This is a genomic window from Henriciella aquimarina, from assembly GCF_002088975.1.
GTDB lineage: Bacteria > Pseudomonadota > Alphaproteobacteria > Caulobacterales > Hyphomonadaceae > Henriciella > Henriciella aquimarina.
Genome location: NZ_NCST01000116.1, coordinates 134,802 through 161,298, shown reverse-complemented (window position 1 = coordinate 161,298; position 26,497 = coordinate 134,802). Strand labels below are relative to the sequence as shown.

25 protein-coding genes are annotated in these 26,497 nt (G+C 63.5%); 10 read left to right on the top strand and 15 right to left on the bottom strand.

Annotated features, from left to right (window positions below; all coding sequences use genetic code 11):
• Nucleotides 1–20: 20 nt before the first annotated feature.
• The gene (gene tilS, locus B8784_RS18305; RefSeq protein WP_143435620.1) at nucleotides 21–1,190 is read left to right on the top strand and encodes a tRNA lysidine(34) synthetase TilS; all 1,170 of its coding nucleotides are present in this window, start codon (nucleotides 21–23) and stop codon (nucleotides 1,188–1,190) included.
• Here the strand turns inward: tilS and B8784_RS18300 are convergent.
• Together B8784_RS18300 and glmM are read right to left on the bottom strand one after the other, a co-directional pair.
• On the bottom strand, nucleotides 1,171–1,941 hold the full coding sequence (locus B8784_RS18300; RefSeq protein ID WP_158085744.1) for a formyl transferase: 771 nt from the start codon (nucleotides 1,939–1,941) through the stop codon (nucleotides 1,171–1,173). The two genes, tilS and B8784_RS18300, sit on opposite strands and share 20 nt — an antisense overlap.
• Before the next feature lie 60 nt (nucleotides 1,942–2,001).
• Nucleotides 2,002–3,348 carry a phosphoglucosamine mutase gene (glmM, locus tag B8784_RS18295; RefSeq protein ID WP_084399320.1) on the bottom strand — a complete coding sequence of 449 codons (1,347 nt, stop codon included), beginning with the start codon at nucleotides 3,346–3,348 and terminating at the stop codon, nucleotides 2,002–2,004.
• 136 nt (nucleotides 3,349–3,484) lie between these two features.
• On the opposite strand from glmM, the gene B8784_RS18290 reads away from it, so the two are divergent.
• Both B8784_RS18290 and glmS read left to right on the top strand, forming a co-directional pair.
• On the top strand, nucleotides 3,485–4,039 hold the full coding sequence (locus B8784_RS18290; protein WP_084399319.1) for an alanine-zipper protein: 555 nt from the start codon (nucleotides 3,485–3,487) through the stop codon (nucleotides 4,037–4,039).
• A gap of 151 nt (nucleotides 4,040–4,190) precedes the next feature.
• Nucleotides 4,191–6,029, top strand: a complete 1,839-nt coding sequence (glmS, locus tag B8784_RS18285; protein ID WP_084399318.1) for a glutamine--fructose-6-phosphate transaminase (isomerizing) — start codon at nucleotides 4,191–4,193, stop codon at nucleotides 6,027–6,029.
• A gap of 314 nt (nucleotides 6,030–6,343) precedes the next feature.
• Here glmS and B8784_RS18280 read toward each other — a convergent pair whose 3' ends face one another.
• On the bottom strand, nucleotides 6,344–6,958 hold the full coding sequence (locus B8784_RS18280; protein ID WP_084399317.1) for a TetR/AcrR family transcriptional regulator: 615 nt from the start codon (nucleotides 6,956–6,958) through the stop codon (nucleotides 6,344–6,346).
• Nucleotides 6,959–7,035: 77 nt separating this feature from the next.
• Between B8784_RS18280 and B8784_RS18275 the strand changes: the two genes are divergently transcribed.
• The 3 genes from B8784_RS18275 to B8784_RS18265 are packed head-to-tail and all read left to right on the top strand — an operon-like array spanning nucleotide 7,036 to nucleotide 8,991.
• Nucleotides 7,036–8,025 (top strand): NAD(P)H-dependent glycerol-3-phosphate dehydrogenase, encoded by a 990-nt coding sequence (locus tag B8784_RS18275; protein WP_084399316.1) that lies wholly within the window; start codon nucleotides 7,036–7,038, stop codon nucleotides 8,023–8,025.
• A gap of 4 nt (nucleotides 8,026–8,029) precedes the next feature.
• Entirely contained in the window at nucleotides 8,030–8,326 is a 297-nt protein-coding gene (locus tag B8784_RS18270; protein WP_084399315.1) for a YciI family protein, read from the top strand.
• On the top strand, nucleotides 8,323–8,991 hold the full coding sequence (locus tag B8784_RS18265; RefSeq protein ID WP_084399314.1) for a glutathione S-transferase: 669 nt from the start codon (nucleotides 8,323–8,325) through the stop codon (nucleotides 8,989–8,991). The genes B8784_RS18270 and B8784_RS18265 overlap by 4 nt, the downstream gene beginning before the upstream one ends.
• Nucleotides 8,992–8,997: 6 nt before the next feature.
• Here the strand turns inward: B8784_RS18265 and B8784_RS18260 are convergent, their stop codons facing one another.
• From B8784_RS18260 to B8784_RS18235, 6 genes are all read right to left on the bottom strand, one after another.
• Complete coding sequence (locus B8784_RS18260) at nucleotides 8,998–9,813, bottom strand: sulfotransferase family protein (protein WP_084399313.1); 816 nt, start codon at nucleotides 9,811–9,813, stop codon at nucleotides 8,998–9,000.
• A 42-nt stretch (nucleotides 9,814–9,855) separates the two neighbouring features.
• On the bottom strand, nucleotides 9,856–10,383 hold the full coding sequence (locus B8784_RS18255) for a TerB family tellurite resistance protein (RefSeq protein WP_084399312.1): 528 nt from the start codon (nucleotides 10,381–10,383) through the stop codon (nucleotides 9,856–9,858).
• An 80-nt stretch (nucleotides 10,384–10,463) separates the two neighbouring features.
• A complete protein-coding gene (locus B8784_RS18250) occupies nucleotides 10,464–12,725 on the bottom strand; it encodes a PQQ-dependent dehydrogenase, methanol/ethanol family (protein ID WP_084399311.1) in 2,262 nt (753 codons plus the stop codon).
• 109 nt (nucleotides 12,726–12,834) lie between these two features.
• A complete protein-coding gene (pyrF, locus tag B8784_RS18245; RefSeq protein ID WP_084399310.1) occupies nucleotides 12,835–13,716 on the bottom strand; it encodes an orotidine-5'-phosphate decarboxylase in 882 nt (293 codons plus the stop codon).
• Entirely contained in the window at nucleotides 13,713–14,546 is an 834-nt protein-coding gene (locus tag B8784_RS18240) for a S1 family peptidase (RefSeq protein WP_084399309.1), read from the bottom strand. The genes pyrF and B8784_RS18240 overlap by 4 nt, the downstream gene beginning before the upstream one ends.
• A gap of 15 nt (nucleotides 14,547–14,561) precedes the next feature.
• Nucleotides 14,562–15,128 (bottom strand): DUF350 domain-containing protein, encoded by a 567-nt coding sequence (locus tag B8784_RS18235; RefSeq protein WP_233356233.1) that lies wholly within the window; start codon nucleotides 15,126–15,128, stop codon nucleotides 14,562–14,564.
• On the opposite strand from B8784_RS18235, the gene B8784_RS18230 reads away from it, so the two are divergent.
• The gene (locus tag B8784_RS18230; RefSeq protein ID WP_084399308.1) at nucleotides 15,073–15,858 is read left to right on the top strand and encodes a 3-hydroxybutyrate dehydrogenase; all 786 of its coding nucleotides are present in this window, start codon (nucleotides 15,073–15,075) and stop codon (nucleotides 15,856–15,858) included. The genes B8784_RS18235 and B8784_RS18230 overlap by 56 nt on opposite strands.
• 246 nt (nucleotides 15,859–16,104) lie before the next feature.
• A complete protein-coding gene (locus B8784_RS18225) occupies nucleotides 16,105–17,241 on the top strand; it encodes a hypothetical protein (RefSeq protein WP_084399307.1) in 1,137 nt (378 codons plus the stop codon).
• A gap of 22 nt (nucleotides 17,242–17,263) precedes the next feature.
• Here the strand turns inward: B8784_RS18225 and B8784_RS18220 are convergent, their stop codons facing one another.
• From B8784_RS18220 to B8784_RS18205, 4 genes are all read right to left on the bottom strand, one after another.
• Nucleotides 17,264–18,649: a vWA domain-containing protein gene (locus tag B8784_RS18220; protein ID WP_143435619.1), complete on the bottom strand. Its 1,386-nt coding sequence runs from the start codon at nucleotides 18,647–18,649 to the stop codon at nucleotides 17,264–17,266.
• 87 nt (nucleotides 18,650–18,736) lie between these two features.
• Nucleotides 18,737–20,008 (bottom strand): HlyC/CorC family transporter, encoded by a 1,272-nt coding sequence (locus B8784_RS18215; RefSeq protein ID WP_084399305.1) that lies wholly within the window; start codon nucleotides 20,006–20,008, stop codon nucleotides 18,737–18,739.
• A 3-nt stretch (nucleotides 20,009–20,011) separates the two neighbouring features.
• Nucleotides 20,012–21,142, bottom strand: coding sequence for a 3-dehydroquinate synthase (gene aroB / locus B8784_RS18210; RefSeq protein WP_143435618.1), 1,131 nt, complete (start codon nucleotides 21,140–21,142; stop codon nucleotides 20,012–20,014).
• The gene (locus B8784_RS18205; RefSeq protein ID WP_084399303.1) at nucleotides 21,135–21,716 is read right to left on the bottom strand and encodes a shikimate kinase; all 582 of its coding nucleotides are present in this window, start codon (nucleotides 21,714–21,716) and stop codon (nucleotides 21,135–21,137) included. Before B8784_RS18205 ends, aroB begins: the two co-directional genes overlap by 8 nt.
• A gap of 89 nt (nucleotides 21,717–21,805) precedes the next feature.
• Between B8784_RS18205 and B8784_RS21420 the strand changes: the two genes are divergently transcribed.
• Nucleotides 21,806–21,946, top strand: coding sequence for a cell envelope integrity protein TolA (locus B8784_RS21420; RefSeq protein ID WP_143435617.1), 141 nt, complete (start codon nucleotides 21,806–21,808; stop codon nucleotides 21,944–21,946).
• The gene (locus tag B8784_RS18200; RefSeq protein WP_084399302.1) at nucleotides 21,936–23,690 is read left to right on the top strand and encodes a hypothetical protein; all 1,755 of its coding nucleotides are present in this window, start codon (nucleotides 21,936–21,938) and stop codon (nucleotides 23,688–23,690) included. The genes B8784_RS21420 and B8784_RS18200 overlap by 11 nt, the downstream gene beginning before the upstream one ends.
• Here the strand turns inward: B8784_RS18200 and B8784_RS18195 are convergent.
• Both B8784_RS18195 and B8784_RS18190 read right to left on the bottom strand, forming a co-directional pair.
• Nucleotides 23,687–24,493 (bottom strand): enoyl-CoA hydratase/isomerase family protein, encoded by an 807-nt coding sequence (locus tag B8784_RS18195; RefSeq protein ID WP_084399301.1) that lies wholly within the window; start codon nucleotides 24,491–24,493, stop codon nucleotides 23,687–23,689. The genes B8784_RS18200 and B8784_RS18195 overlap by 4 nt on opposite strands.
• A gap of 117 nt (nucleotides 24,494–24,610) precedes the next feature.
• Nucleotides 24,611–26,488, bottom strand: a complete 1,878-nt coding sequence (locus B8784_RS18190) for a polysaccharide deacetylase family protein (RefSeq protein WP_084399300.1) — start codon at nucleotides 26,486–26,488, stop codon at nucleotides 24,611–24,613.
• Between the last annotated feature and the right edge of the window lie 9 nt (nucleotides 26,489–26,497).

Here is a 26,497-nt window from a genome sequence, read left to right as displayed (position 1 = left end):
TTCCTCATCTGATCGACCGGATGGCGGCAGGACATCATATAGGCCCTGTCGCCATTGGTGTTTCTGGCGGCAGCGATTCACTCGCCCTCCTGAAATTTGCAGACCGCTGGGCAAGAGATGCGGGGCGGCACCTCCTCATTTTGTCGGTGGATCATGGCCTACGCCTGGAAGCGGGCGAGGAAGTCCGCCATGTGGTCGCTCTGGCTAGCCGGATGGGCCATGAGGCCCGCGCGCTGAAATGGAGACCGATAGACAAGGCCGGGCAATCAGCGGCGCGTCGGGCGCGTCATGGGCTGTTGGCAGAGGCGGCTCGTGAGGCCGAGGCGAGCCTTCTCCTGCTGGGGCATACGCGGAGCGACGTCGAGGAAACCTTTCTCATGCGGCTGGCGCGGCCGACCGGGCTCACCGGGGCGGTCGGGCCAATGCCGGTTTCGGTCTCGCCTGTCTGGCCGGAAGGACGGGGCCTGACCCTTGCCCGGCCGCTGATTGCGACACGCCGGGAGGCCTTGCAGACCTGGCTGCAGGCTGAGGGTGCGGCCTGGATCAGCGATCCGAGCAATGAGGCTGCGCACTATGAACGCGTGCGCGTGCGCAAGCTGGCCCGCGCCCTGCCGGAGGGCCGGGCGCTTGAGGCCGTGCTGGGCGATGCGCTGTTGCTGCGCGCGCGCGAGGACATGCAACTGGCCGGGGACATTGAGCAATGCACGCGGGTCCACGCCTCCGGTCTGATGGAGATGGAGGGATTGCCCGAAAGCGCCCGGGCCTGCGGACAGCTTGTGAAAGTGGCGCTGCAGGCAGCCTCCGGCAGCGACAGCCCGCCCGATCATGCGAAGCTTCAGCAGTTTGTCGCAATGCTGCAGGGCGGTGGGCCGGAGACACGCCAGACGCTTGGCGGGGCCTGGCTTCAGCGGCGAGGAAACATGCTGCTCGTCGGCCGCGACCCGGGCGAGGCGCAGCTTCAATGGGAAAACGGCGTGTGGGACGGGCGGTATGTCCGCACCAACCACCCGGCCTCTATCGAGGAGCGCCCTTTCCTGGTGCGCCAGACCATGCCCGAGGATGAGGCTTTCCACGAGATCATCGGAGCGCGCCTGGCGCATTGGGCGGCCTGTCTGCGGGCAGGCGCCGGATTTGCGGCAGAGTTTTGCGGGGCGTCAGCGCCGGACGGGCTTACCACACGCCGCGGCTGAGCCCGGCCCAGAGATAGCCGCCAAGTGTCGGCGCGAACCATTGCCGGGATGGCAGGTTGACGTGGATGGGGCTGAGCTTGCCGGACAGGGCGTCTTCCACCGCCTTGACGGTGATGTCGCGGCTGCCGGCGGCCAGACGCCAGAGATAGGTGTGGAAGTTGTCGCGCGGGGCGGGCTGCAGGTGTGACTGGTAGAGGATCCCGCCTGTATCGACGCCCTCGTCGACGAGATGGACAGTGGCGCCAAAGTGTTCCGGCTCCCCGTTGGCGAGCGCGAAATAGCCGCCAAACATGCCGCGATAGGCCGGGTTGATGCCGGAATGATAGTTGATGAAAGGCGCGTCCACGCTGGCCAGCGTCTTCTTGCCGATCATGCGGGTCGACACCACGAAGACGGCCTTCGGACCTATCTGCAGCAGCGCTTCACGGCAGGCCTCGGAATTGACCGACGACACGGGGATGATCTCTGCGGCCTCGGCAGGCTCGGGTTGCAGCCCTTCGTCAGCGATGATCCTGGAGATCACCTCATCGGTGCCGCGCTTGGTGAGTTTCATCGGCAGGCGGGCGGCCTGCATGCTCGCCACCTTGAGCGGCCCCAGCAGTTTCAGGCGGCGGCGCCACAGTTTCGAGGCCGGTTCGCCCTCTTCCATGATGACGGGAAAGTCGCCAAAGCGCTCGCGCAGGGCGTTGATCATGATCCAGCTGTGCGGCCCGCCGGATGTCAGGGCGACAAGGCCATTCGATGCAGTCATGCCAGAACCTCCAGACATATCTGCGAGGCTCCATGCAAATCGCGTGCGAGGTGAAAACGGTCAGCCGGCGGCGCGCACCGCATCGGCGATTTCGTTGACCGCCTTTTCCATGTCGCCGGCATTTTCCGCCTCCGCCATGACGCGGATCAGGGGCTCTGTGCCGGATTTTCGGATGACGAGCCGGCCAGACTGGCCGAGCCGTTTTTCGACGGCGGCGATCGTTTCCTTGACGGTCTCATTGTCCAGCGGGGCCTCGGAGGCATAACGCACATTGACGAGCTTCTGCGGCACCGGGTCGAAGACATAGGCGACCTCGGATAGCGGCTTGCCCGTCTCGACCATCACAGCCAGCGCCTGAAGCGCGGCGATCAGGCCGTCGCCGGTGGTCGTATAGTCCGACAGTACGATATGACCGGATTGTTCACCGCCGAGATTATAGCCGCCCTGGCGCATCTTCTCGACGACATAACGGTCCCCGACACCGGAACGTTCGAGCTTCAGCCCGATCGTTTTCAGGTATTTCTCCAGGCCGAGATTGGACATGACCGTCGTCACGACGCCCTTGCGGGCGAGCAGGTCACGCTCCTGCCAGTGTTTGGCGATGAGGCCGATCAGCTGGTCGCCATCGATTTCCTCGCCTTTCTCGTCGATCAGGATGCAGCGGTCGGCATCGCCATCGAGGGCAATGCCGATATCGGCGCGGTATTTGAGCACCGCATCGCGCAGGGCGAGCGTGTCCGTGCTGCCGACTTCCCGGTTTATGTTGAAGCCGTCAGGCGTGACACCGACAGGAAAGACTTCCGCGCCCAACTCGTAGAGGGCGGTGGGGGCAACCCTGTAGGCGGCGCCATTGGCGCAATCGACGCAGACGCGCAGGCCGGAGAGGCGCATGCCGCGCGGGAAGGTGGCCTTCACGATCTCGACATAGCGCGCCTGGGCGTCGTCGATCCGCCGGGCCCGGCCGAGATCGGACGGCGCAGCGAGCTTGTCGTCCAGCGCCCGGTCCATGCGGCTTTCTATTTCCAGCTCGATCTTGTCGGAGAGCTTGTAACCGTCCGGCCCGAACAGCTTGATGCCATTGTCCTCGAAGGCGTTGTGACTGGCCGAGATCATCACGCCGAGATCGGCGCGCAGCGATGTCGTCATCATGGCGACCCCGGGCGTCGGCAGGGGGCCGAACAGGGTGACGTCCATGCCGACGGAGGTGAAGCCGGCCACCAGCGCGGGCTCGATCATGTAGCCGGAGAGGCGGGTATCCTTGCCGATCACGACCGAATGGCGCCGGGCGCCGCCGCGGCGGAAGTACTTGCCGGCGGCCATGCCGAGCCGCATGGCGATTTCGGGTGTCATCGGCGGCGTGTTCGCTGTCCCGCGAATACCGTCAGTGCCGAAATATTTGCGTGACATCGAGGGCCTCCATGAGTCTGCCTGGCACGTAAGCAAGCAGATGCCACAGTTCGCGAATACATGCCAAGACGGGAATCCCCTTGCATGAAGCGGTCAGGGCTGCATGTTTGGGCCCGCATCAACAAGGGAGATAGCCATGGGTCTCGCCAAGTTCATCGCAGGAGCCGGCCTGATGCTGGCGATTGCCAGCTGCCAGTCGGTGCCATCCGACCAGTCCATTGCCGAGTATTGTGCCAGCCCGGACAAGGCGTCCGAAGCAATCTGCCGGTTGAAGGTCGAGATTGACGGCAATTCGACGGCGCTGTCCGACACGCAGATGAGCGTGGAGGAAGCCCGCTCGCTTGCTGCGGCCGCGCAGACATCTGCCGATGAAGCGGGCGCGGCCGCCGCCGCAGCGCAATCAACGGCCGACCAGGCGCTCGAGACGGCCAACGAAGCGCTCAATATGGGCGATCTCGACTGCATCACAGAGACCATCAACCAGTCTGATACCGGCACCTGCCCGGCGGACTATACTCTCGTGGCCTGCACGCAGACCCGCTATACTACCCGGGCTGGCGGCCTGTCCTTCCTGCGGGAGCTGAATGGCGAGCGCTGCCGATTCAACAGCCAGGTGCTGGAAATGGATGTGCGCTGCTGCCGGGCTGCGACCGGCGGGGCCCAGCAGACGGTGGCGCCTGAAAATTACTAGAGCTGTATCGGGAAATGCGGGGGACGGCCCCGCATTTCCTTATTCCCTCCCGATCCCTGACACATTCCGACATGCAATTTGCAGTGACGCGCGCCCTCGCGCCTCTCTAGAGGCTGGTGCCGAAGCGCAAATTGAGTCAGTCGAGTAAGTCATGTGTGGAATTATTGGTATCCTTGGGTCCGAACCGGCCGCGCCGCGTCTTCTGGATGCGCTGAAGCGGCTTGAATATCGCGGCTATGACAGTGCCGGCATCGCAACGCTGGACGAGACTGGAAAGCTCGACCGGCGCCGTGCGCCCGGCAAGCTGAAAAACCTCGAGGCTGAACTCGCCGAGCGGCCGCTCTCCGGCAATCAGGGCATCGGCCATACACGCTGGGCAACCCATGGCTCGCCTACGGTCGGCAATGCCCACCCGCATGTCTCGGCCGGCGTTTCGGTCGTGCATAACGGGATTATCGAGAATTTCCGCGAGTTGCGCGAAGAGCTCGAGGCGAGGGGTCATACGTTCGAGACGGAAACCGATTCAGAGACGATTGCTCACCTGATTGCCGACAATCTGAAGGCCGGTATGAGCGAGACGGAGGCGGTAAAAGCTGGTCTTGCCCGGCTGGAAGGGGCCTTTGCACTGGCCTTCCTGTTCGAGGGCCGCCCGGACCTGTTGATCGGTGCGCGCAAGGGCTCACCGCTTGCCATCGGGGTGGGCGAGGGGGAGATGTATCTCGGCTCGGACGCCCTGGCGGTGGCTCCCTTTACGAACAAGGTCGTCTATCTCGAAGAGGGAGACTGGTGTGTGCTCGCCCGGGAGGCCTATACCGTCTTCAATGAGGATGGCGAGGAAGTCGATCGTGGCGTGACGCTGGTCCAGGGCGGCGGGGCCATGGTCGAGAAGGGCAATTATCGCCACTTCATGCAGAAGGAAATCTTCGAGCAGCCCGACTCCACGGCTCGCACCATCGGAGCCTATGTAAATGCGTTGAAGCAGACGGTCGAACTGCCTGGCAATAATGGCGACGCGATCAATTGGAGTAAGATCACCAGCCTTTACATGATCGCCTGCGGGACGGCGCATTATGCCACCCGCGTGGCTGAATACTGGTTCGAGCAGATGGCGGGTTTGCCGGTGAAGACCGACATTGCCTCGGAATTCCGCTACCGCGAGCCGGCCTTGCCCAAAGAGGGCGGCCTGGCGCTGTTCGTCAGCCAGTCCGGCGAGACCGCCGATACGCTGGCCGCGCTTCGCTATTGCAAGGAGCATGGTCTGAAGACGGCCGCCGTCGTCAATGTGCCGACCTCGACGATTGCGCGCGAGGCCGATCTCGTCCTGCCGACGCTGGCCGGTCCGGAGATCGGGGTAGCCTCGACCAAGGCCTTTACCGCGCAGTTGTCGGCGCTGGCCGCGGTCGCCATTGCGGCGGGCCGCGCGCGGGACGCGCTGTCGCAAGATGAGGAGACGCGGCTTGCCAAGGTGCTGACCGAGCTGCCGCGCCTGATCTCCACGACGCTGGCGCTTGATGAAGATATCGAAGCCCTCGCCCGCGATATCGCCAAGGCAACCGACGTCATCTATCTCGGCCGCGGCGTGCATTACCCGATTGCCCTGGAAGGGGCGCTGAAGCTGAAGGAAATCAGCTATATTCACGCCGAGGGCTATGCGTCAGGGGAGTTGAAGCACGGGCCGATCGCGCTGATTGATGAGGAAACCCCGGTTGTCTTCGTTGCGCCCTATGACGCGCTGTTCGACAAGTCCCTGTCCAATCTTCAGGAAGTCGCCGCTCGCCGTGGCGAGGTCATCCTGCTGTCGGATTCGAGGGGTGTGAAAGCGGCCGGGGATGCGCCCGCTCATTGTGTCGAGCTGCCGGACTGTGACGCGTTCATTGCGCCGATCCTGTATTCGGTGCCGGTGCAGTTGCTTGCCTATCATGTCGCGGTCGAGAAAGGCACCGACGTGGACCAGCCACGCAATCTCGCCAAGTCCGTGACCGTGGAATAGACGCCCGGTCCAGATGTGAAAAAGCCCCGCCAGCTCAAGCTGGGCGAGGCTTTATTTTTTGTTCTCTCGGGCTGTTCGCAAGGACAACCGGATCACACGACCGACCCGGCCATCAGCATGACAAGACCGGTCAGACCGGTGGCCAGCGGAAGGCTGAGAAGGGCGGCAAGGAAACCCTGACGGGCTTCGTTCGGGGAGGAAATTGTCATTGTTCTTATCCTTCAAGCTCCTGGGAGGTGGACGCCCTTGTCCGTCCCATGCCGCGCTATATAGCAAGGCAATGAAAAATAATCAATGAACGATTTCAAAAATATTCAGCGTTTAGTTTCGACGGTAATCTCCACACCATGCTTGAGGCCTGCGATCAGGATATCCAGAACGCCGTTCAGTTCGCGCTTGAGCTTTTCCTGCGTCAGCAGGGAATAGAGCTGCGGGAAGCGGAATTTCATCAGGGCCGACTGGATCATTTCCGAGATGAAGCCCGGATCCTGCATCGGCGCAAACGTGCCAGCTTCCATTCCGTCTTCGAGGATCTGCATGAGATAGATGCGCTCCTGCGCCAGTCCCTCATTGAAGAAAAGCGGACGCTCATCGCGCAGCACTTCGGCGACTTCCAGGATTTTCGCATCCTTCTCGATCGCGTCGTACGTATGGGTGAGACCATACTCGAAGAAGGCGCGCAGACGCGCCGGGGCGGGGTCGTCGCTGCGGGCGATTTCCGCATAGGCCTGGTAGAGTTCGGTGTTGAACTTTCGCGCCATGGCCTCGGCAATGTCGATCTTGGAGGCGAAGAAACGGTAGATATTCCCGGCCGACATGCCGCAGTCGCCGGCAATTTCGGACATGGTCGTTTTCCCGTAGCCATAATGTACGATACGGTTCATGGCCGCTTCGAGAATTTGCGTGCGGGTGTCGGTTTTGTCATTCATGTCGAATAACCTAAGGGAATTGTCTGAATGATCAACGAATTCTTCAGCGCATTCATTTCAAGGCATTGAGAGGCGTCATGCAAAAAATAGGCATTCTGGGCAGCGGGGCCTGGGGAACGGCACTGGGCTATACGGCCCTGCAAGCCGGACGCGAGGTGAAAATGTGGGCGCGCGAGCCCGAGGTGGCCGAAGCGCTGTCGGCCGGGCGCGGCAATCCGGTCTACCTCTCCGGCGTCGACCTGCCGGCGATCCCGGCCTCCACGGACGTCGCCGACCTGGCCGGCTCGGAGGCCATCCTCTCGGTCGTCCCGGCCCAGCATGCCCGCGCCACCTTCGAGACACTGAAGCCTCATATCGCGGCCGGTACGCCGGTCCTGCTCTGCTCCAAGGGCATCGAGAAATCCACGCTCAGCCTGATGACCGATGTGCTGCATGAGTCCATTCCCCAGGCGACACCAGCGGTGCTTTCCGGGCCGAGCTTTGCGGCCGATGTCGCTCGCGGCCTACCGACGGCGGTGACGCTCGCCTGCGCCGACAAGAGGGTTGGCGAAGCGCTGGTGCAGGCGATTGGCCGGCCCACCTTCCGGCCCTACTGGTCGAATGACCTGATCGGGGCCGAAGTCGGCGGGGCGGTCAAGAATGTGCTCGCCATTGCCTGCGGCATCGTCGAAGGGCTCGAGCTTGGCCGGTCCGCGCATGCGGCGTTGATCTCGCGCGGCTTTGCCGAGATGACCCGGCTCGCCGTGGCGCTCGGCGGGCAGGCGCCGACCCTGGCCGGGCTATGCGGGCTGGGAGACCTTGTGCTGACCTGCTCGTCAGTGCAGTCGCGCAATATGAGTTTCGGCAAGGCCCTGGGCGAGGGGCGGTCTGCGGCGGATATCCTGGCAGAGCGCAATTCTGTCACGGAAGGCGTGGCGACGGCGCCAGCCCTGATGGAGCTTGCGGCCCGCCATCAAACCGATATGCCGATCAGCGAGGCCGTCGACAATATACTGAGTGGCCGGCTCAGTCTTGACGCGGCCATGCAATCCCTGCTCTCTCGCCCCTTCACACAGGAAAGTCTTTGAAACCATGCCTCTTTTTCTCGTTAACGCCCGCGACAAGGCCAATTCCCTGGATCTGCGCATGTCGGTCCGTCCGACCCATCTCGAATGGGCGGCAGAACATGCTCACAAGGTGCGCGCCGGCGGCCCTGTTTTCGCCGAGGATGGTGAAACCTTCATCGGGTCCACCTCCATTGTCGAGTTCGACAGCCTCCAGGATGCGAAAGACTGGTTCGCCAGCGATCCCTATGTGAAGGCCGATCTGTTCGAGAGCGTGGAAATCGTCCCGTTCAAATGGTCGTTCGGCGAGGGAAAGCCTGAGTGAGACGCTTCATCAGCGGCAATATAAACTATTCGAGCTGGTCGATCCGCGCGCTGCTGATGGCCCGTCATGTCGGGCTGGACGCGAAGGAAGAAATCGTCCCGCTCGACTTTCCGGAAACGACCGAGCGCCTCGCGGCGATCAGCCCGACCCGGAAGGTGCCGCTGCTGATCTGGGATGACGAGACGGTCTGGGACTCGCTGGCCATCATTGAATGGCTGGCCGAGCACTTTCCGGACAAGGATGTCTGGCCCGCCGAGGCAAAGGCCCGGGCGAGAGCGCGCGCCATCTCCGCAGAGATGCATTCGGGCTTTCCGACGCTTCGGAAGGCCTGTCCGATGGATATCCGCTCGCGCCATGCCACACCGGAGCTGACCGAAGCGCTGAAGAGCGATATCGCCCGGATCGACCGGATCTGGACGGAAACGCGCGAGGCGTTCGGGGAGGGCGGACCGTTCCTGTTTGGGGACTGGTCGGCCGCGGATGCGGTCTATGCGCCGGTCGTGACCCGCTTTCGCACTTATGACCTGCCGCGTAGTGACCGCGCCCAGGCCTATATGGATGCCGTGCTGGCGCACCCATTGATGCAGACAATGCAGGAAGAAGCCGAGGCCGAGCCGTGGGGGATCACCTATGGCCCGGATGGGCGGAAAGCCTGGATGCGCTGAGCCGGTTCAGGCCTTGGGCAGGTTCAGCAGGTCGTAGCCAAGATCATAGCGAAAGAGCGCCTTGACCTTGTCGCGGTAAATTTCCAGCGCCTCGCCCGAGAATTGCTCTTCGAGCGGGGTCTTGCGGAATTGCAGGACATTGGCTTCGGCTTGGGGGTCGACCTTTTTCGCCATGGCCTCCTTGGTGCCGGCTTTCAGCGCAGCGTCGAGGGCTTCCGGTTTCAGCGCGATCTTCCAGTGGGCCGCCATGCCGCCGAGAATGGCGCGCGGATTGGCGCGGGTGTCCTCGTAATGGACGCGGTAGATCCGGTCGCCGGCCTGTTCCATCACCTCGCCCCAACGGTTCCAGAAACGCGCCAGCCAGTAGAGGTCGCAGCGATAGACGGCGCCTGACGGGTCGCCTTTCAGATAGTCGAGCCAGTCGACATTGAGTTCGTGATTCCACTTGGCGTGATGGCTGGCCAGAATGCTCATCGGGTGGCGCACGAACAGCACATAGGGCGGCAGGCCGGCCAGTGTCCGCGCCCAGCCCCAGTCGGCCAGGCGGTGCGGGATGGTGTGGGCAAAGGCGAGCCGCGGCAGCTGCGGGAAGGTCGGTTTGTCCTTCGGCCAGCCGATATAGGGCCGCACGGCATTCTCGGAGAAGTATTTCGGGCGTTCGACACCGAAGCTGTCGGCGAGCGCGACCGAGAACATGTATTTCACCCAGTGCGTGCCGGAATTCTTGGACGTGATCAGCACACCGTCGAAGGCGCGGTGGCGCAGGATGGAGAAGTTTCCCCAATTGTCCTTGCGCAGGCGTTTTTCGTAGGCGGCGTCCATGGCCGCAGGTTCTAGTCTGGTGCGGATGAACTTGCCAGCGATTCAGTTCAGTCCGGCCTTGCGCCGCCAGATCTGTATGAGGTCGGCTTCCGCCTCGCTGACTTCGCCGCCGGCGACGGCGACATTTTCCAGCATGGCGCAGAGATCGTCGTATTCCTTGCGGGTCATGCCGGGCGTGCTGGTGATGACCTGGCTCATCCGGGCCATGATTGTGCGGGCCGGAAGCGCGCCGGAGCGTCGGCGGGCTTGGCGCAGCAAGTCATGGGCTTCGGCGTCGCTGAAGCCGAAATGGTCGATCATTTCCGCGCGGATGGCGGCTTCCTGCCGGTCGTTGGCCGGCCCGCGGGTCTGGGCGATATTCAGCATCATGATGGCGGCCGCCTCTCTCGGGTCATTGACTGCGCCGAGCCCGCCGCGGAACGAACGGCCCGCCTTGGCGCCAGCGCGCCGGCCGGAGACACGTTTGGCGAAGCGGTAGCCATCGCGCGCCGCCCCGGAGATCATCTTGATCCGCCAGTACCAGACGGCGAGGGCCAGCAATATGCCGAGCAGACTCAGCAGGATGTGCACAAAAAAACTCCCCGGAAGATCGTTCCGGGGAGCTTAGTTTATAAGGCATTCGGATTGAAGCGGATTTGAGCGGTTCGCGCCTATTCCTCCGGCGTTTCGGCTTCTTCGCCGCTGGCGCCTTCCTCGCCGCCCGCATCCGCGTCGGCGGGCGTGTCGCGCATATGCGCCTGGGTGACGACATAGGCGCGGATGGCTTCGGCATCTTCCGGCGTAATCACGTCGGCAAAGGAGACCATGCCATTGTCGCTGAGATTGCCGTCGATGACGACCGACTTCCAGGCATCGGCGCTGGCGGTGTAGGACGACCAGCGCAGGTCCGGCAGGACGCCGGAGCTGATGCCGAGCCCGCCATGGCAGACCGAACAGTTGCGGGAATAGTGGACAAGCCCGGCCTGCAGCATCTCCTCATCGCCGAACGGTTCGGCTTTCGGCGTCGGCTCGACCATCAGGTCGGTGTCGAGCGGCGGAATCTCGGCCTCACCGCCCAGCTTGAAGGTGATGGCCTTGCCGACGGCCGGCGGCACCGCATCCTTGAACAGCATGCCGGCGGCAAGCCCAAAGGCATGGCCCCAGCCCGTGGTGATGGTGACGTATTGCTCGCCATCGATAGCATAGCTCATCGGGCCGGACAGGGCGCCGGAATTGAGCTGCTCGCTCCAGAGTTCCTCGCCCGTGGCGGCGTCATAGGCCGCGAAGGTGCCGTCGAGGCGGCCCTGGAAGACGATGCCGCTTGCGGTCGACAGGATACCGCCATTCCAGGCCGCCGAATGATCGACCGTCCAGCGGGCTTCCTGCTTGACCGGGTCCCAGGCGACCAGTGCGCCCTTGGTGGCCGCGCGCATCGCTTCGACCGTGCCTTCCGGGTAGCGCACAGGCATGCCGGCGGAGAAGTCCATGCCGGTGTTCCACTTGGACGGTTTGGATTTGAAGCGCGGATCGGTGATGTAAGCTTGGCCGAGTTCCTGAACCGGGATGTAGACAAGGCCGAGATCCGGATTCATCGCCATCGGATGCCAGTTGTGCGCGCCATAGGGCGCCGGCACCTGGACGAAGCCGTTATAGGTTGCCGGATCATTGTTACGCGCCTCCGGGTTCTCGATCGGGCGGCCGTCTTCATCCAGGCCTTCGGCCCAGTTGATCGTCGCATAGGGCTTGCCGGAGATCAGCTCGCCCGTCTTGGCATCCACGACATAGAAGAAGCCATTCTTCGGCGCCTGCATGGCGACCCGGCGCGTCTCGCCATTTTCGCCAAGCGGCAGGTCGGCCAGCATGATGTGCTGGGTGGCGGTATAGTCCCAATTGTCGCGCGGAGTGGTCTGATAGTGCCACTTGTATTCGCCCGTGTCGGCATCGACGGCGACGATGGAGGAGAGGAAGAGATCGTCCCCGCCATCCGGGTCGCGCAGGTCGGCATTCCAGGGCGAGCCGTTGCCGACGCCAAAGATGACCTGGTCGTTGACCTCGTCATAGACGATTGAATCCCAGACGGTGCCGCCACCGCCATCGGTGGTCCATGCGCCTTCGTCGCCCCAGGTGTCGTTTGCGAGCTCTGCCAGGATGTCATCGGAGACGGCGCCATCCGGCTCCTTGTTGGGGTTCGGCACGGTGTAGAAGCGCCAGGTGAGGTCGCCCGTCTCGGCATCGTAGGCGGAGAGATAGCCGCGTACGCCGAGTTCGGCGCCGCCATTGCCGATCAGCACATTGCCCTTCACGATGCGCGGGGCGCCCGTAATGGTGTAGGGCTTGGACTGGTCGACAGTGACCTTGCTCCACTCCACCTCGCCGGTCTTGGCATCGAGCGCCTGCAGGCGACCGTCGATGACCCCGACATAGACCTTGCCCTCATAGACGGCGACGCCGCGGTTCACGACATCGCAGCAAGCGTCCACGCCGACCGATTTGTCGACTTCCGGATCATGCACCCAGAGTTCCTCGCCTGTGACCGGGTCGAGTGCGTAGACGACCGACCAGGAGGAGGTCAGATACATGACGCCATCGACGACGACCGGGGTCGATTCGATGCCGCGGCCGGTCTTGAGATCGTAGACCCAGGTCGGCGACAGCTCGGAGATATTTTCCTCGGTGATCTGCGTCAGGCCGGAATGGCGCTGCTCGTCATAGCCGCCATTATAGGTCAGCCAGTCTTCCGGCGTCGCGGACGCGTTGCTGAGCCGCTCGGTATCGACATCGGCCGTGCCGGACTCGGGGGTCTCTGCAGTCGCTTCACCATTGGCCTGATCCGACAGCTCCGTCGAGCCTTCGGCGGGCTCCGATGGGTTGCCGCAGGCCGAGAGCCAGAGCGCCGACAGGGCCGTCGCGGCGAGAATGCGCACGGGTTTCATGATCCCTCCTGATGTTTCCCTTCTCCCCCGGCCCATTCTGGGTGAGCCTGAGTGACGGAGGGCATGCTAGGCCATTTGGAGGGCTTGTCGAGATAGACGCAAGGTAAGCTCAGACCTTGCTTGCGGCCAGAAGATCGGCCTGAGCGGCGTTGATCGCGGCGGTGACGATGGTCTGCCAGTCTTCAATGGTCGTGGCCTCGGCCGCACCGGGCGGGAAGTTGACCGAGCGCGAGGCGCTGACGACCCCGCCGGCGAGCCGGTTATCCTTTGGCCTGAACCCGGCCAGCGCATCGGCCGCACCTGCGCCCTGAGCGCCATAGCCCGGCACGAGGAACAGCGCGTCCGGCGCCAGCATGCGCAGGCGGCGGGCTTCGTCCGGGCCGGTCGCGCCGGTGACGAGCATCAGGCCGGACCAGCCGCACACACCTTTCAGCCGGTCGATCATTGGGGCGAGGGCTTCCACCACCCGCTCGAAGAGCGGTGCGCCGTCGAGGCTTTTCGACTGGAAATCCGCCGAGCCGGGATTGGAGGTGCGCGCCAGGACGATGACGCCCTTGCCGTCGTCTTCGGCGGCGCGGACATGCGGCTCCAGCGTGTCGAGGCCCATATAGGGGTTCACCGTCAGCGCATCGCACGGGAAAGGCGCGTCCTTGGCCAGAAAGGCGGCGGTGTAGCCTTCGGCGGTCGAGCCGATATCGCCGCGCTTGGCGTCCATCAGGACAACCAGGCCGGCGTCGCGGGCGGCTTCGAGGATGCGGGTGAGGGCGCGAAGCCCCTGCCAGCCATGCCGTTCGAAGAAGGCGATCTGGGGTTTGACCGCCCCGGCCCGGCCCTTCGCGGCCTCGACCAGGGCAAGGCCCCAGCGTTCGACGCCTTCCGGCGTATCGCCGCCGAAAAGCGCCGGGATCCGCCCGGCATGCGGATCGATGCCGACGCAGAGCGGTCCATGGCGGTCCGTTGCCGCGATCAGCCGGTCAGCGAAAGCGCTCATGAATGGCTGCTGTCGACGCTGCAGGCGACCTTGACCACCTGGAGGCTTTGCCGCGCACGGTCGGCCATGCCGCCATAGCTTTGCGGCGAGATCGGCACCGGCCGGTCGCCCAGCGGTTCGACGCCCTGCTCCTCGAGGAAGCGGGCAATCGCTTCCGGCGAGGCGCTGTAGATGCGGCCACGGCGCGGGCTTTCGGCGATGATCACGCCGCGCACCTTGCCATCGGCATCATAGACCGGCCCGCCACTGAGGCCGCCGAGCGAGCCATCGAGGTCGCTGGTGCGGCCGGTCTCGGCCCAGGCCAACACAGGCTCTTCGCCCGAGCGCAGCCCGCTGGTCACCAGGCGCGAACGGGAGATGAGCCGGCTGGCGGCTTCGCCCGGGCGGCCCTGCGGATAGCCGACATGAAAGCCGTAGCTGCCGACGGTCATGTCGGCCGAGGTATCGAGCGCAACCGGGGCCAGGCTTGGCGGGGCGGTGATGAGGGCGAGATCACTATTCTCCGACAGCGTGACTTCCTCGACATCCAGATAGCGGTTCGGCGCGACCAGCAGCGAGATATCCTCGCAGCCTTCGACGACATGGCGCGCGGTCAGATACTGGCCTTCGGTGTTGATGGAAAAGGCGGTGCCGAGCCCGTCCTTGGGCGATTCGACGCGCACCAGGATGGTTTCGTCAAAGGCCGAGGGCGGCGGCAGGGTCGCGCCTTCGCGCTCAATCGAGTCCGGGGTTGCGGGTGGCGCGTCCTGATCCGGCGTATTGGAAAACACGCCGCCGACGATGGCGAGAAGCACAAGCGTGTAGACCAGCCAGTCAGGAACGAAACGCAAGGTCCGAAGGTCTCCCTAAAATCTCTGCAGGGCCGGATCCCACAACCCGGCTGCCAGCAACATAGCACTCGCAAGTTTTGTTGAAATCAAGACAATTGCCGCGCCGGCCTCATCATTTTCGATGCGCTTGGGCAGATCGCGCAAGAGGAGATCGGTCAGCCGATAGGCGAGAAGCTGCAGGATCAGCGCCACAAGGCCCCACAGCATGAGGTCGAACAGGCTGACGCTGGAGGCCAGGCAGGAGGCTAGCGGAATGGCAAGCCCGACAATCGCCCCGGCAAGCGCGAGGCCGGCGGTGCCGTTGCCGCCCTTCACCAGCGCCAGCTCTTTCCACGGTGTCAGCAGGATATAGACAGTCGCCGCGAGGATGAGCATCGCTCCGGCCGTACCGGTCCAGATCAGGAATGTCGGAAAACCTGCCTGAAACGACTGCAAAACTGAGCCCATGCGCGCCTCGGTCACTGTTGTCTTGTCCTGACTTGTCCTAAACAAGCCGAAGGCCTCACTCAAGAACATTGGAGCAATCATGCTGCATCGCGGAAAAACAGCGCTCGTCACCGGGTCAACCAGCGGAATCGGCAAGGCGATCGCTGAAGCTTTCGCGGCAGAAGGGGCGAATATCGTCCTTAACGGGCTGGTCAAGCCGGGTGAGGATGAGGCGCTGGTGGCGGACTTCGAAAAGCGCTTCGATGTGAAGGTGGGTTTTTCGGGTGCCGATCTGACCGATCCGGATGCGATCGAGGGCCTGATCGGTTATGCCACACGGGATTTCGGCGGCGTCGATATTCTCGTCAACAATGCCGGGGTCCAGCATGTCGCTCCGATCGAGGACTTCCCGGTCGCAAAGTGGGACCTGATCATCGCGCTCAATCTGAGTGCCGCCTTCCATACCACCCGCATGGTGATGGGGCCGATGAAGGAAAAGGGCTGGGGCCGCATCATCAACACCGCCAGCGCGCATGCGCTCGTTGCCTCTCCCTACAAGGCCGCCTATGTCGCGGCGAAGCATGGCATTGCCGGGCTGACCAAGGTGGTCGCGCTGGAAGGCGCCGAACAGGGCGTACGCTGCAATGCGATCTGCCCGGGCTATGTCCATACCCCGCTCGTCGATGCGCAGATCACCGACACGGCCAAGGCACGTGGCATCTCTGAGGACGAGGTGGTCAAGGATGTCATCCTTCACGCCCAGCCGACCAAGGAATTCGTCACCGCCGAACAGGTCGGCGGCATGGCGGTGTTCCTCACCAGCCCGTCCGCCGACCAGATCAATGGCGCGCTGATGCAGATGGATGGCGGCTGGGTGGCTCAGTAGGGCGGCAGAACGCCGGTGGATCGGCAGGACGCGAGAATTCTTCCTTCCGGTTTAGCACGGCATTAATTTCAGGTTGAAAGAAAGAGGAGGCGCTGCCGGGAGCTGCCAATGCTCATTACTTGCCGTACTGCCGGGCTCCTCGCCCTTGCCGGCCTTTGCCTCGCGGCTTGCTCCCCCTCAGCAGATCACGCCCGGAGCACCAGAGCATCGGAGCCGGCCCCTCGCCCACCCTCCTTCTTCTACCGCATGAAGGCCGACTTCATCCTGAAGGAAACCGGCGAACCGGTCAGCTTCGATTATGTCGTGGGCTGTGGCGGCGTGACATTTTCCAATCCGGGGACGACGCCGACTGCTTTCATCACACATCACCCCATGATCATGTTTGAGCCGGTCGGCGATGGCCATGTGCTTGGCCTTGTGACCATCGACATGTGCGAGGACTGGAAGTGGGAGCCGATCAAGCATGGGCCACAGGCTGGCGAAAGCCGCATCCCGGATGATCTGCGCCCGCTCGCCATCTGGATCGAGGACGTCAATGATTTGAGTTTCGGCTGGGGCTACAAGACCGATGACGCCTATGACAGCCCGCTCGCGAAGATCGAGTTCGTGGAGTCGAGTGTCACGAAAACAGATGAAGCGGCCTGGCGGGCTTGGCGGGAAAAGGCGAAGGCGGACTATGAGCAGATCGGCGCACTGCCGGGGCCATGGGGGTATAATTATACGCACGAACCCGTCGAAGTTCAGCAGGAGGCAAGAAGTAGGGGCGCTGGCTTCGGGCTCGTAGATCCAACCTGCCGGGCTCAAGGCCGCGTACCTGTTGATCCGGCAATCCTGTCTGATGTGCTCGACGAGACCGATGCGCCGCAAGACAGATTTCTTATTGCCTATTGGAAACAATATTCAGCGTTCGAGCGGGTGTCGAATAGCTACGCCGAACAGCACAACGGGGTGTCGCTGAAAGCCTTTATCAATCAAGATTCATACTTCCTCGGCACCCTCGCCCGAACTGGTGGAGGCCATATCATTCCTTGGAAGGAGCCTGATAAGAGCGGGTTCCATTATAGTGACGTCTTTCCTCTGATTCCTCGCTCTCGGTTTCCCCAGCCGGATCAACCGAAGATGTATGCGCGTGGAATCGATACTTCCCCTTCACGGAAGGGGTTTGGTGCCTGCTCCTCCATACAGCGGGAAATAGATATTGTTGGTCGGCCCGAAAGCGAGACTTTCGAACAGTCAGATGTTGCCGCGCCACCAGAAGAGCGTGCGCAGAACCACAAGTTTTATGTCGGTGATGAGTTCGCTGGTTATGACCCACAATGGATCCTTCAAAAACCCAACTATGTGATCGACCGCCGTGGTTACGTTTACGTGCCCCAAAAATGAGGTGAGCCACTGCAGGTAAGGCCTAACTCTCCGCCTCGTCCACCTTGCAAATCCCCGCCTTATAGTCCCCGACCACGCGGATGACCTCGTCGCCGTCGGGCTCGATGCGCTGGCCAGTGACGAGTTCGGTCAGGACGCGTTCGACGAGGCTGTCCAGACGGGTGACGACATAGCAGTCGACTGTCGGCTCGGCATGGGGGTTTCCGACGCCGCTGTCATCGGTGAGGAAGAGATAGCGCCCGTCGGTGATCTGGCTCATCGCGCGCATCAGGAACTCGGCCGTATCATCGACGCCGCTGGCGGCCAGCGGGACGATATGGATGCCGCGTGTGCGCGAATAGAGCGCGCTGTCCCAGGTGGCCTGAATGTCCTCGTCATGCGGCGGCGCGTCGGCGACCAGCATGTTCACCTTCACCGCATCCTCGCGCCAGTCAAAACCGAGACCGGCCTTCATCGCGTCCTGCATGGCTTCCGGGAAATCCCCGCCGCCATTGGCTTTCTGCGCTTTCAGGTCCTCCATGAAAGCATCGAGATCGGCAGTGAAATCGAAATCGCGCACGACATACTGGTCGCCGGTATCGCGGTAGACGATCAGCCCGGCATGGATGTCGAGCCCGCCCTGGCTTTCGCGGACGCGGTCGAGAATGGCGAGGAGTTCGCTTTGCAGGTAGCGCATCTCGTCGCTCATCGAGCCGATGGCGTCGATGGTCAGCAGGAGGTCCAGTTTCTCGACCTTGGATGCGTCGGTTTTGAAGCTCAGTGTTACGCGCTCGGGCGTGTCGTTGCCTGAAAGATCGAGCGTCCGGCTGATCGCGCGGGCCTCCGGCGCGGTCGCCTTGAGCGTGACCGTTTCGCCCAGCGCGTCGAATTGCGGATAGAGGAAGACCCGGCCCTTCGCGCCGGTCGTGAGCGGGAACATGGTGTGGCCGTCGCTATCCTGAACGAGAATTTCGGCAAAGGGCATCGGCTTGCCGAGCCGGTCGGTCAGGACAAGCTCGATCCGGTCGGTGGCATCGACGAAGGGCAGGTTCTTCCGGCCCAGCGGGCCCTGCAGGGCGTCGTCGAGATAGGCCTTGTAGAGGCCCGGATTGAGGACATCGTCATAATCGCCCGCCGTCAGCGTCCCCGATTGCGGCAGGGGTGTCTCCGGCGTGTCCGGCTCAGGCCCCGGCGCAATACCGTCAGGCGCGGCCTTTTCCCGCGGCGCTTCGGCCATCGCGTCGGATGGCGCCGCAGCAGGCGGGGGCGGCGGTGGAGGCGGGGGTGGGGATTCTGGCGGGGCGGCGTCATCGCCGGCAGAGCCGGTGACAACGACCTCGTCTGATTCCGATGTCGCCTGATCTGTTGCGCAGGCCGCTACGCCAATCAGCGCTGCCATGGCCGTCAAGGCAAATCCCGTTCTCCGCATGATGCATCCCCTTCCACTTGGACCGTCAGCCAAGAGCGAAACCTGGACGGAATCAAGGCCCTGGAAAGGCGCTTTGTGGCCGGAGAGCTAGTCTTCCTCTGGTTCTTCCGGAACGGGGGCGACGCGCAAGCCGGTGATCTGGTTGCGTGTCTTGCGGATGACGTCGAAGCGATGGCCATGGAAAGCAAAGCGCTGGCCGGGCTCGGGAATGGTCTGGGCTTCGTGGATCACCAGGCCGGCAACCGTGACAGCTTCATCGTCCGGCAGGGTCCAGCCCGTGGCACGGTTGATGTCGCGGATCGTCACCCAGCCCTCGACGATGACCGAGCCATCGGCCTGTGGGCGTACGCCCTGGATGGGAACGTCGTGCTCGTCGCGGATGTCGCCGACAATCTCCTCGAGAATGTCTTCGAGCGTCAGCAGGCCCTGCAGTTCGCCATACTCGTCGACGACAAGCGCGAAGTGGTTGCGCTCTTTCAGGAAGAGATCGAGCTGGTCCTGCAGCGGCGTCGTCTCCGGCACGAACCACGGCTCGCGCAACAGGTCCTGGATGTCGATATCCTCGATCGTGCCCTTGGTCTGGACGACCGCGCGCAGCAAATCCTTCATGTGCAGGACGCCGATGATCTCGTCCTGGTCCTCATTGTACAGCGGGATGCGCGTATGCGGGCTGTTCAGCGCCTGCTTGATGATCTCGCTGGACGGCAGGGCACAGTCGATCATGGTGATGTTCTTGCGGTGGATCATCACCTCCTCGACCGACATGTCCTTCAGGTCGAGCGCGCCGACAAGGCGATGACGGTCAGCCTCGTCCACCCCGCCTTCGGAGTGGTGGAAATCGATGGCGCCGCGGATCTCTTCTTCGGCCGTAAAGGAGGCGTCAGGCGCGCCAGCCCCGATCATGCGCAGGGTCCCGTTGACGACGGCCTGGATAAGCACCGTCACCCAGGCGACCGCGGCGACCAGCCACGAGATCGGCTTGCCCACCGACATGGCCATCGAGTCGGCGCGGGTAATCGCGTAGGTTTTCGGCAGGACCTCGGCGAAGACCAGCACCAGGACCGTCATGACAGCGGTCGCCGCAGCAACGCCATAGGCGCCCGGCATCAGGGTCGCGAACAGGTTTGTCGCGAGCGCGGAGGCCAGGATGTTGACGAGGTTGTTGCCCAGCAGGATCGCCCCGATCAGGCGTTCACGATCAGAGATCAGGGCACTCACCACGGAGGCGCGTTTGTTGCCTTCACGCTCCAGCGCATGGATGCGGTTACGGGAAGCTGCGGTGAGGGCTGTCTCCGAGCCCGAAAAAAAGGCCGACATCCCAAGCAGAAGCAGGATGGCGACAGCGGTTCCGATAATCATGGCTCAGCCCTGCTGAAGCTCCTCATTGAGAAATTCACGGACGTCCGAAAGGTCAGCGTCCGGCTGGATAAAGGCGCGGCCCAGCCCCCGCGCCAGGATAAGCGGCACACGGCCGGCGCGGGCCTTCTTGTCCTGCTTCATCGCTTCGGTGAGCGTGTCTGCGGGATAAGGCCCCCCTGGAAGGCGCTTCAAATGTGTCACGAGGCCCGCGGTTTCAAGCAGGTGGGCGGCCCGCGCCGCATCCTGGCCGTTCATCAGGCCCTGGCGGACGGAATAGCGCAGCGCCAGCGCCATGCCGGCGGCGACGGCCTCTCCGTGCAGCAGCGAGGATTTGAACCCGTTCGCCGCCTCCAACGCATGGCCGAAGGTGTGGCCGAGATTGAGCAGGGCGCGCACGCCCGCTTCTGTCTCGTCCTGCGAGACGATGCGGGCCTTGGCCGCGCAGGACACCGCCACGGCGTGTGCCAGCGCCTCGGTCTCCAGTGCGACGACATCCCGGCCATGCTGTTCCAGCCAGTCAAAGAAGGCCGGGTCGTCGATCAGCGCGTATTTTACGATCTCGGCATAGCCGGCGAGGCGCTCTCGCTCGGGCAGGGTGGAGAGCACCGAGGTGTCGGCCAGGACGAGGCGCGGCTGGTAAAAAGCCCCGATCAAATTCTTGCCCTGGCGTGCATTCACGGCCGTCTTGCCACCGACCGAGCTGTCGACCTGGGCCAGCAGCGTGGTGGGGATCTGGACGAAGCCCATGCCGCGCTTCATCAGCGAGGCGGCCACGCCGGTCAGGTCTCCGACAATCCCGCCGCCCAGCGCGATGAGGACATCGTCACGCCCGGCGCCTGCCTCGAGTAGCCAGTCGAGCACGCCGCCCAGCGTCTCCCATGACTTCGAGCGTTCGCCCGGCGGGACAGTCTTGAGCTTCATCGACAGGCCCGACGCGCCAAGGCTCTCTTCGAGTGCGCCGGCATAGCGCGCGGCTACGGTTTCGTCGCTCAGCACGAAGGCGCGGGGCTGCTTGACAAGCGGCGCGATGTGGCGCCCGGCTTCAGCCAGGAGGCGCGCCCCGATCAGGATATCGTAGCTGCGGTCGCCGAGGGCGACGCGGACGGATTTCTGTTCGCTCATCGTGTCAGCCATGACGGCCCTTCGACCAGACATCAAGCGCCTTGAGGATGGAATCGACAGTCGCCTTGTGGGGCCCCTCCTGGCTTCGCACGACGAGGTCGGCCTGCTCATAGATCGGAGTGCGTTCCGTCAGAAGCTGACTGAGCACGCCTTTCGGGTTTTCAGTCTGCAGCAGCGGCCGGTGGCTGCGCCGGGAGACGCGCCGCCACAGGGTCTCGAGATCGGCGTTCAGCCAGATGGTTATGGCCTTCTCGCGCAAGAGGTCGCGGGTTTCCGGGTCGAGATAGGCGCCCCCGCCGGTTGCCAGCACATGCGGCTTTTCGTTCAGGAGGCGCTCGAGCACACGGCGTTCGCCCCGGCGGAATTCGGCTTCGCCATGAAGGGTGAAGATGTCGGAGATGGCCAGACCGGCGGCCTTTTCGATTTCTTCGTCGCTGTCGTGAAACTCGCGGCCAAGGGTTTCGGCCAGCCGGCGGCCGACCGTCGATTTACCGGCCCCCATTAGGCCGACAAGCGCGATGGTGCGGTCTGCAATTGCCGCCTCAATTCTGCCAGCGTCTCCTGAGTAGTTGCTCTTTGCGGTCATGGACTTTTCGGTTTTCACATGACTGTCCTATACAGGCTCGTACGAAGCGGGCAATGATTCCGGCAGCAAAGGGTGTCGGGAAGAGAGGTTTGGCTGTGCGCAAGTGGTTCATCATTTTCGCGATTCTGATTGTGGGCGTTCTGGCGGCTCTGTGGTGGCTGGGCTCCGAAGTGGAGACCTCCAAACCGGAGCCGGGCGAGGTGCGCGTGGAGATCGATAATGCCTTCTAGAAGGCAGGTTGCGCTTATCTCCCTTGCCCTGGCGGGCCTGGCCCTGCCTGCCACCGCGCAGATCCAGTCCAGCGGTCTCGGCGATCTGAATGCCTGGGGGGCGAGTTATCTGGAGCGCGGTGAAGCGCCGCTTCAGGATGGTTTGTGGACAGGTTCCGACCCGGAATACCTGCTGGCCCTGATGGAGCGGATCGACGTGTCGGTGCTCTCACCGGCCGAGCGTGCCTTGTTAAGCCGCGCGCTGCGGTCTCCGGCGACCGCGCCGGAGGGCGACCTTGCCGATGCGCTGCAGCAGGAACGCCTGCGCCTCCTCGTAGCCCTCGGCGAGCGCAGTGCGGCGGCCCGGCTGGGCGAGCAGATGGAGGAGCGCCCGGAAGGCACTGATCCGGACATCATCCGCTCGGATGCCCGTCTGGCGCGCGGGGAGCTTGAGGTTGTCTGTGCCCAGAAGCAGACCACAGGCGAGGGCCTGTTCTGGGCGGAGCTGCGGGCGCTCTGTGCCCTATCGAACCAAGAGCCGGCCGATTTCCAGATCGAGATTGCCAGCGAGCAGGAGGGCGCCGATCCCTGGTTTGCCAATACGGCGTTTGCCGTCCTTGCCGAGCAGGAGGACCGTCCGGCCGCGCGCTATGGCTCGGGGCTTGAGCTGGCGCTGTCGGATCTGGGGAATCTTGAGCCGGACGAGGAGAGCCTCTCGGCAGAGCGCCCGGGCCTGGCGGCTCAGATCGCACGCGACGAAAACCGTCGGCTTGCCCTCAGGATGGCGGCCGCCGATCTTGCCGCCCGCGCCGGAGAGCTTTCAGGTGAGACGCATCGCAACCTGTACGACACCCTGATCTCCGCCGAAGAGTTTGAGCCGTCCAATGCCGTCGAAGCCGCCTTTGTCGTGCTGGCAAAAGCGCCCGAGCCGGAAGCGGCGCCGGCGGCGATGACGGCCAGCCGCCCGGAAGGGCCGGTCGATCTGCGCTCCATGAGCGAAGACTGGATCGAACCGGTGCGCCCTGACGATCTTTCGGAAGATGCGCTGGAGCCCGAGGGCGTGGACGAGGTCTCCCTGGCTGAAGAACAGGCGCTGGCCGTTGCCCAGGCCCTGCGCGAAGCCGCATCCGGCCCGGCCGATTTCGCGGCGCGCGCCCGGCTGTTCGAGGCCGCGCTGGACAGCATTCCGGCGCGCGCGGACACGGCCACCCAGGCGCGGCTGTTTGCGGCTGCCGCACTTTCAGCCCGCAATGTCTCGCTCGCCGACAAGTGGCTGAATGCGCTCGAGCCGGAGACGCTGGACGACAAGGCCCGTTTCGAGATGGCACTGCTGGAAGGCTATGCTTCCATTCTCGGCGGTGAGCGGCGCGAGGCCGATGCCGGAGATATCGCAGGCGTGCTGGTCGAGCGCGCGATCGAGCCGGCCCAGCAGGCCGCTGCCCTGAGGCTTTTCGCTCTCTGGTCGGGTTTTGACATGCCGGTGCCGGTCAATGCGCGCATGGCGCTGGCCCAGGCCGACATGGCCGCCGGGTCGATCGGTCCGGGCCTGCTGGCCGCTATCGACGCGGCCGGGCGAAATGGGGCCGGTGCTGAAGCGCTGCTCACCATCCTCACCCAGACCGACGGCGATGTCGCAGCCCTTTCGGGCCAGGAGCTTGCTACGGTCCTGCGCACCTTGCGCGAATTGAAGGCCGATGAGGACGCAAAGGCGCTTGCCTTCGAGGCCGGACAGCTTTGGACGCTTGCGGCCGATAACGAGGGCTAGCGGCCCTTGAAATCAGCCTCGCGCTTTTCGAGGAAGGCCATCATGCCTTCACGGGCATCTTCCGACCGCATAAGCGGCAGAAGCTGCAGGAAGACGTGGTGGACATGCTCGGTGAAGGGTTCCGACAGCCCCATCCGCATCAGACGCTTCGAGGCCTGAACGGCCAGCGGCGCATTGCCCGCGATCTCGGTGGCGAGCGCGCGGGCCTCGTCCATGAGACTGTCATGGGCCACGACCTTCGCGCAGAGGCCTTCGGCGAGGCATTCGTCTGCCTTCAGCGTACGGCCGGTGAAGATCAGTTCGCAGGCCTTCTCCCAGCCCAGCATGCGCGGCAGGAACCATGTGCCGCCGCTCTCGGGGAGGATGCCGCGCTTGGTAAAGGCCGCGGCCATCTTCGCCTTGTCCGACATGATGCGGATATCGCAGCCAAGGGCTGTGTCCATGCCATAGCCGGCCGCCCCGCCATTGATGGCGCAGATGGTGGGCGTGTCCATGTTGAAGAGGATGGTCGGCGGCGTGTTTCGCAGGTCGAGATTGGCGGTTCCGATGGCGCCGGAGCCCATCTCTTCGCCTTTGGTCGCGCTCTCGAGGTTGAGCCCCGCGCAGAAGGCCCGGCCCGCGCCGGTGAGGATAACGCAGCGCACGTCCGGATCGGCGTCGGCTTTCAGGAGGGCCTGGCTCAGCCCGTCCAGCATCGGTCCGGAGATGGTGTTCATCCGGTCCGGCGCGTTCAGCGTGATTGTCGCGATATGGTCACTGACCTCATAGATCAGCTCTTCGAACTGGGCGGCGGTGTCTGGCATGGCGGGTCTCCCTTTTATCTCTTCTGGCGACGGTTTTCGCCGACGGTAATCGGTTGTCCGTGCGTCATGCGAAATGAAAAGAGACGGGATGGCTAAGCCTCGGCCTTGCTCCAAAGGTCAGTGGGACGAGGTGCTGGCAGCATTGCCGGAGATGGGGATGCGCATCCCCCCTGGCTCGCAGTCTAGCAGCCACGAGCCCGCTTCTGCGGTTGTGACGGCGCCGCCTGTCGGTGACCCCGGCAGGCCAAATTGCCGGGGCACGAGGAGGGTCAAACCCTCGATCCGGGTGGGGCAGGACAATTCTACCGCCTTCTGACCGGAATTGCCGACGACATCGACGCCGACCTTGTCGCGGGCGGCCCACCAGGCGCCGAACTCCGAAATCGTGCCGATCCAGGCGAAGGGCTTCACATGCTCGATAAATCCTTCGGCAAAGTCGAATTTGTGATCGAGGATGTCGGGGTGGCTCAGGATAACCATTGTCGCGCCATAGGCGGCCAACCGGTCGGCGATGGCTTTCGCCTCCTCCAGCCGCTCTCCCATCAATGGCGGCAACTCATCCTCGATGGTGATCGGAAACTCGAAAATCTCGAGGTCTTTTTCGAACCCCCGACTTGCCATGAGCTTGAAGGGGAAATGTGTCAGGGATTTATTCGCCGTGACCGACGAGCTGTAGGCATATCCGGACCACAGCAGAGCTTCGGGCAGCTTCTGCGGGATGCGCAGATAGCCCGGCCTGAAGGCTCGAACCTTGTTGTCCGTCACCGTTTCCAGGATGAACTTGCTGACGCGCAGCTCGCCCATGATGCTGGCATTCTGTGTCAGTTCGGCGGTTCTGACGAAGGGCTGGTAGGCCGGTATGGCTTCCGTCCCTGTACCAAGATCGAATTTGTCGAATTGCAGGGAATGGGACACGCCGTGACTGGCAATCTCCACGCCGAGAGCCTCAAGCTCATGGACGTGCTCAATGCCCTCATCGTCCAGGAAGGTCTCGTCATTGTAGTCGTTCATATATTTGGTCTGGATGAAATAGGTCGAGCGGACGCCCTTTTCCTTTTCCATCTCCGCATAATGCACGGCGTTGCGGACCGATTTGCGGTAGTCGACATCGTGGGTCATCATTACCGACAGGCTCTTTCCATCCGGTACCGTTCCCAGGATGACGCTGTCGGGGTCGCCCTCCCGGTAGATGGCGGAGATCAGCCGCAGCAGCGTGTCGAGGGTGGGCTGATACTGGTTGGCATAGGCTTCGGAGATGTTCGTCTCCTTGTAATTATAGCCCTTGAGCAGCAGCTGGCCGAGATCGATGCCGAGCGCATAGGCGGTTCCGTCGCTGTAGCTGCGTTTCACAATGGCGGCCGATCCATCCTCATAACGGGCGACAGGCGGTTCAGCCGGTGACAGGTAGGCATTGGTGCCGGGATTCGTCTCAATGCTTGTCTCGCTGCCGATCCTGATCCTGTCATGTCCGAGTTCGGCGAAGTCCGAGGTAATGGCGTAGCGGGTGTCGAAGACCAGGTGGGTGTGGCTCTTGGATTCGCTCACGCCTTCAAAGCCGAACACAGGCGCAAGGCCGCCGCCGAGCACATTGGCCGCGATCAGCGTGCCGCCATTCTGCGGAAAGCGTGCCAGCGCCCGCAGGGTTTCTGCTGGGACAAGGCGGCCGGAAACCATCGGATAGACCAGCACCACATCGTGACGGAGCGCGCGGTCGTGATCGGTGGTGATGATGAAGGGGACGCCGATGGTCTTCAGGCCATGAGCCAGGCCCAGCCAGTTGGACGCCTCGTCCGTGATCAGGACCGCGAGCCGGCTCTCGCTTCCTGTTTCGTAGTCGGAAATGTCGGAGGGCGCGATGGCGGGCATCGCGCTGGCCTGCCGTGGTCCTTCCAGCGCTTGCGACATGTCCATCCGCTTGGGCTCGAAGAGGATGGCCGCAAGCGTGACAATGGCGAAGAAGCCGATGACGGCGAGGATACTGATCGCAATGCGCATCCGCGTCAG

What these genes read in the sequence shown, in the direction of transcription:
- tilS (WP_143435620.1), top strand. Translation starts at nt 21, where the DNA reads ATGGCGGCAGGACATCATATAGGCCCTGTCGCCATTGGTGTTTCTGGC.
- B8784_RS18300 (WP_158085744.1), bottom strand. Translation starts at nt 1,941, where the DNA reads ATGACTGCATCGAATGGCCTTGTCGCCCTGACATCCGGCGGGCCGCAC.
- glmM (WP_084399320.1), bottom strand. Translation starts at nt 3,348, where the DNA reads ATGTCACGCAAATATTTCGGCACTGACGGTATTCGCGGGACAGCGAAC.
- B8784_RS18290 (WP_084399319.1), top strand. Translation starts at nt 3,485, where the DNA reads ATGGGTCTCGCCAAGTTCATCGCAGGAGCCGGCCTGATGCTGGCGATT.
- glmS (WP_084399318.1), top strand. Translation starts at nt 4,191, where the DNA reads ATGTGTGGAATTATTGGTATCCTTGGGTCCGAACCGGCCGCGCCGCGT.
- B8784_RS18280 (WP_084399317.1), bottom strand. Translation starts at nt 6,958, where the DNA reads ATGAATGACAAAACCGACACCCGCACGCAAATTCTCGAAGCGGCCATG.
- B8784_RS18275 (WP_084399316.1), top strand. Translation starts at nt 7,036, where the DNA reads ATGCAAAAAATAGGCATTCTGGGCAGCGGGGCCTGGGGAACGGCACTG.
- B8784_RS18270 (WP_084399315.1), top strand. Translation starts at nt 8,030, where the DNA reads ATGCCTCTTTTTCTCGTTAACGCCCGCGACAAGGCCAATTCCCTGGAT.
- B8784_RS18260 (WP_084399313.1), bottom strand. Translation starts at nt 9,813, where the DNA reads ATGGACGCCGCCTACGAAAAACGCCTGCGCAAGGACAATTGGGGAAAC.
- B8784_RS18250 (WP_084399311.1), bottom strand. Translation starts at nt 12,725, where the DNA reads ATGAAACCCGTGCGCATTCTCGCCGCGACGGCCCTGTCGGCGCTCTGG.
- pyrF (WP_084399310.1), bottom strand. Translation starts at nt 13,716, where the DNA reads ATGAGCGCTTTCGCTGACCGGCTGATCGCGGCAACGGACCGCCATGGA.
- B8784_RS18230 (WP_084399308.1), top strand. Translation starts at nt 15,073, where the DNA reads ATGCTGCATCGCGGAAAAACAGCGCTCGTCACCGGGTCAACCAGCGGA.
- B8784_RS18225 (WP_084399307.1), top strand. Translation starts at nt 16,105, where the DNA reads ATGAAGGCCGACTTCATCCTGAAGGAAACCGGCGAACCGGTCAGCTTC.
- B8784_RS18220 (WP_143435619.1), bottom strand. Translation starts at nt 18,649, where the DNA reads ATGCGGAGAACGGGATTTGCCTTGACGGCCATGGCAGCGCTGATTGGC.
- B8784_RS18215 (WP_084399305.1), bottom strand. Translation starts at nt 20,008, where the DNA reads ATGATTATCGGAACCGCTGTCGCCATCCTGCTTCTGCTTGGGATGTCG.
- aroB (WP_143435618.1), bottom strand. Translation starts at nt 21,142, where the DNA reads ATGGCTGACACGATGAGCGAACAGAAATCCGTCCGCGTCGCCCTCGGC.
- B8784_RS18205 (WP_084399303.1), bottom strand. Translation starts at nt 21,716, where the DNA reads ATGACCGCAAAGAGCAACTACTCAGGAGACGCTGGCAGAATTGAGGCG.
- B8784_RS18200 (WP_084399302.1), top strand. Translation starts at nt 21,936, where the DNA reads ATGCCTTCTAGAAGGCAGGTTGCGCTTATCTCCCTTGCCCTGGCGGGC.
- B8784_RS18195 (WP_084399301.1), bottom strand. Translation starts at nt 24,493, where the DNA reads ATGCCAGACACCGCCGCCCAGTTCGAAGAGCTGATCTATGAGGTCAGT.
- B8784_RS18190 (WP_084399300.1), bottom strand. Translation starts at nt 26,488, where the DNA reads ATGCGCATTGCGATCAGTATCCTCGCCGTCATCGGCTTCTTCGCCATT.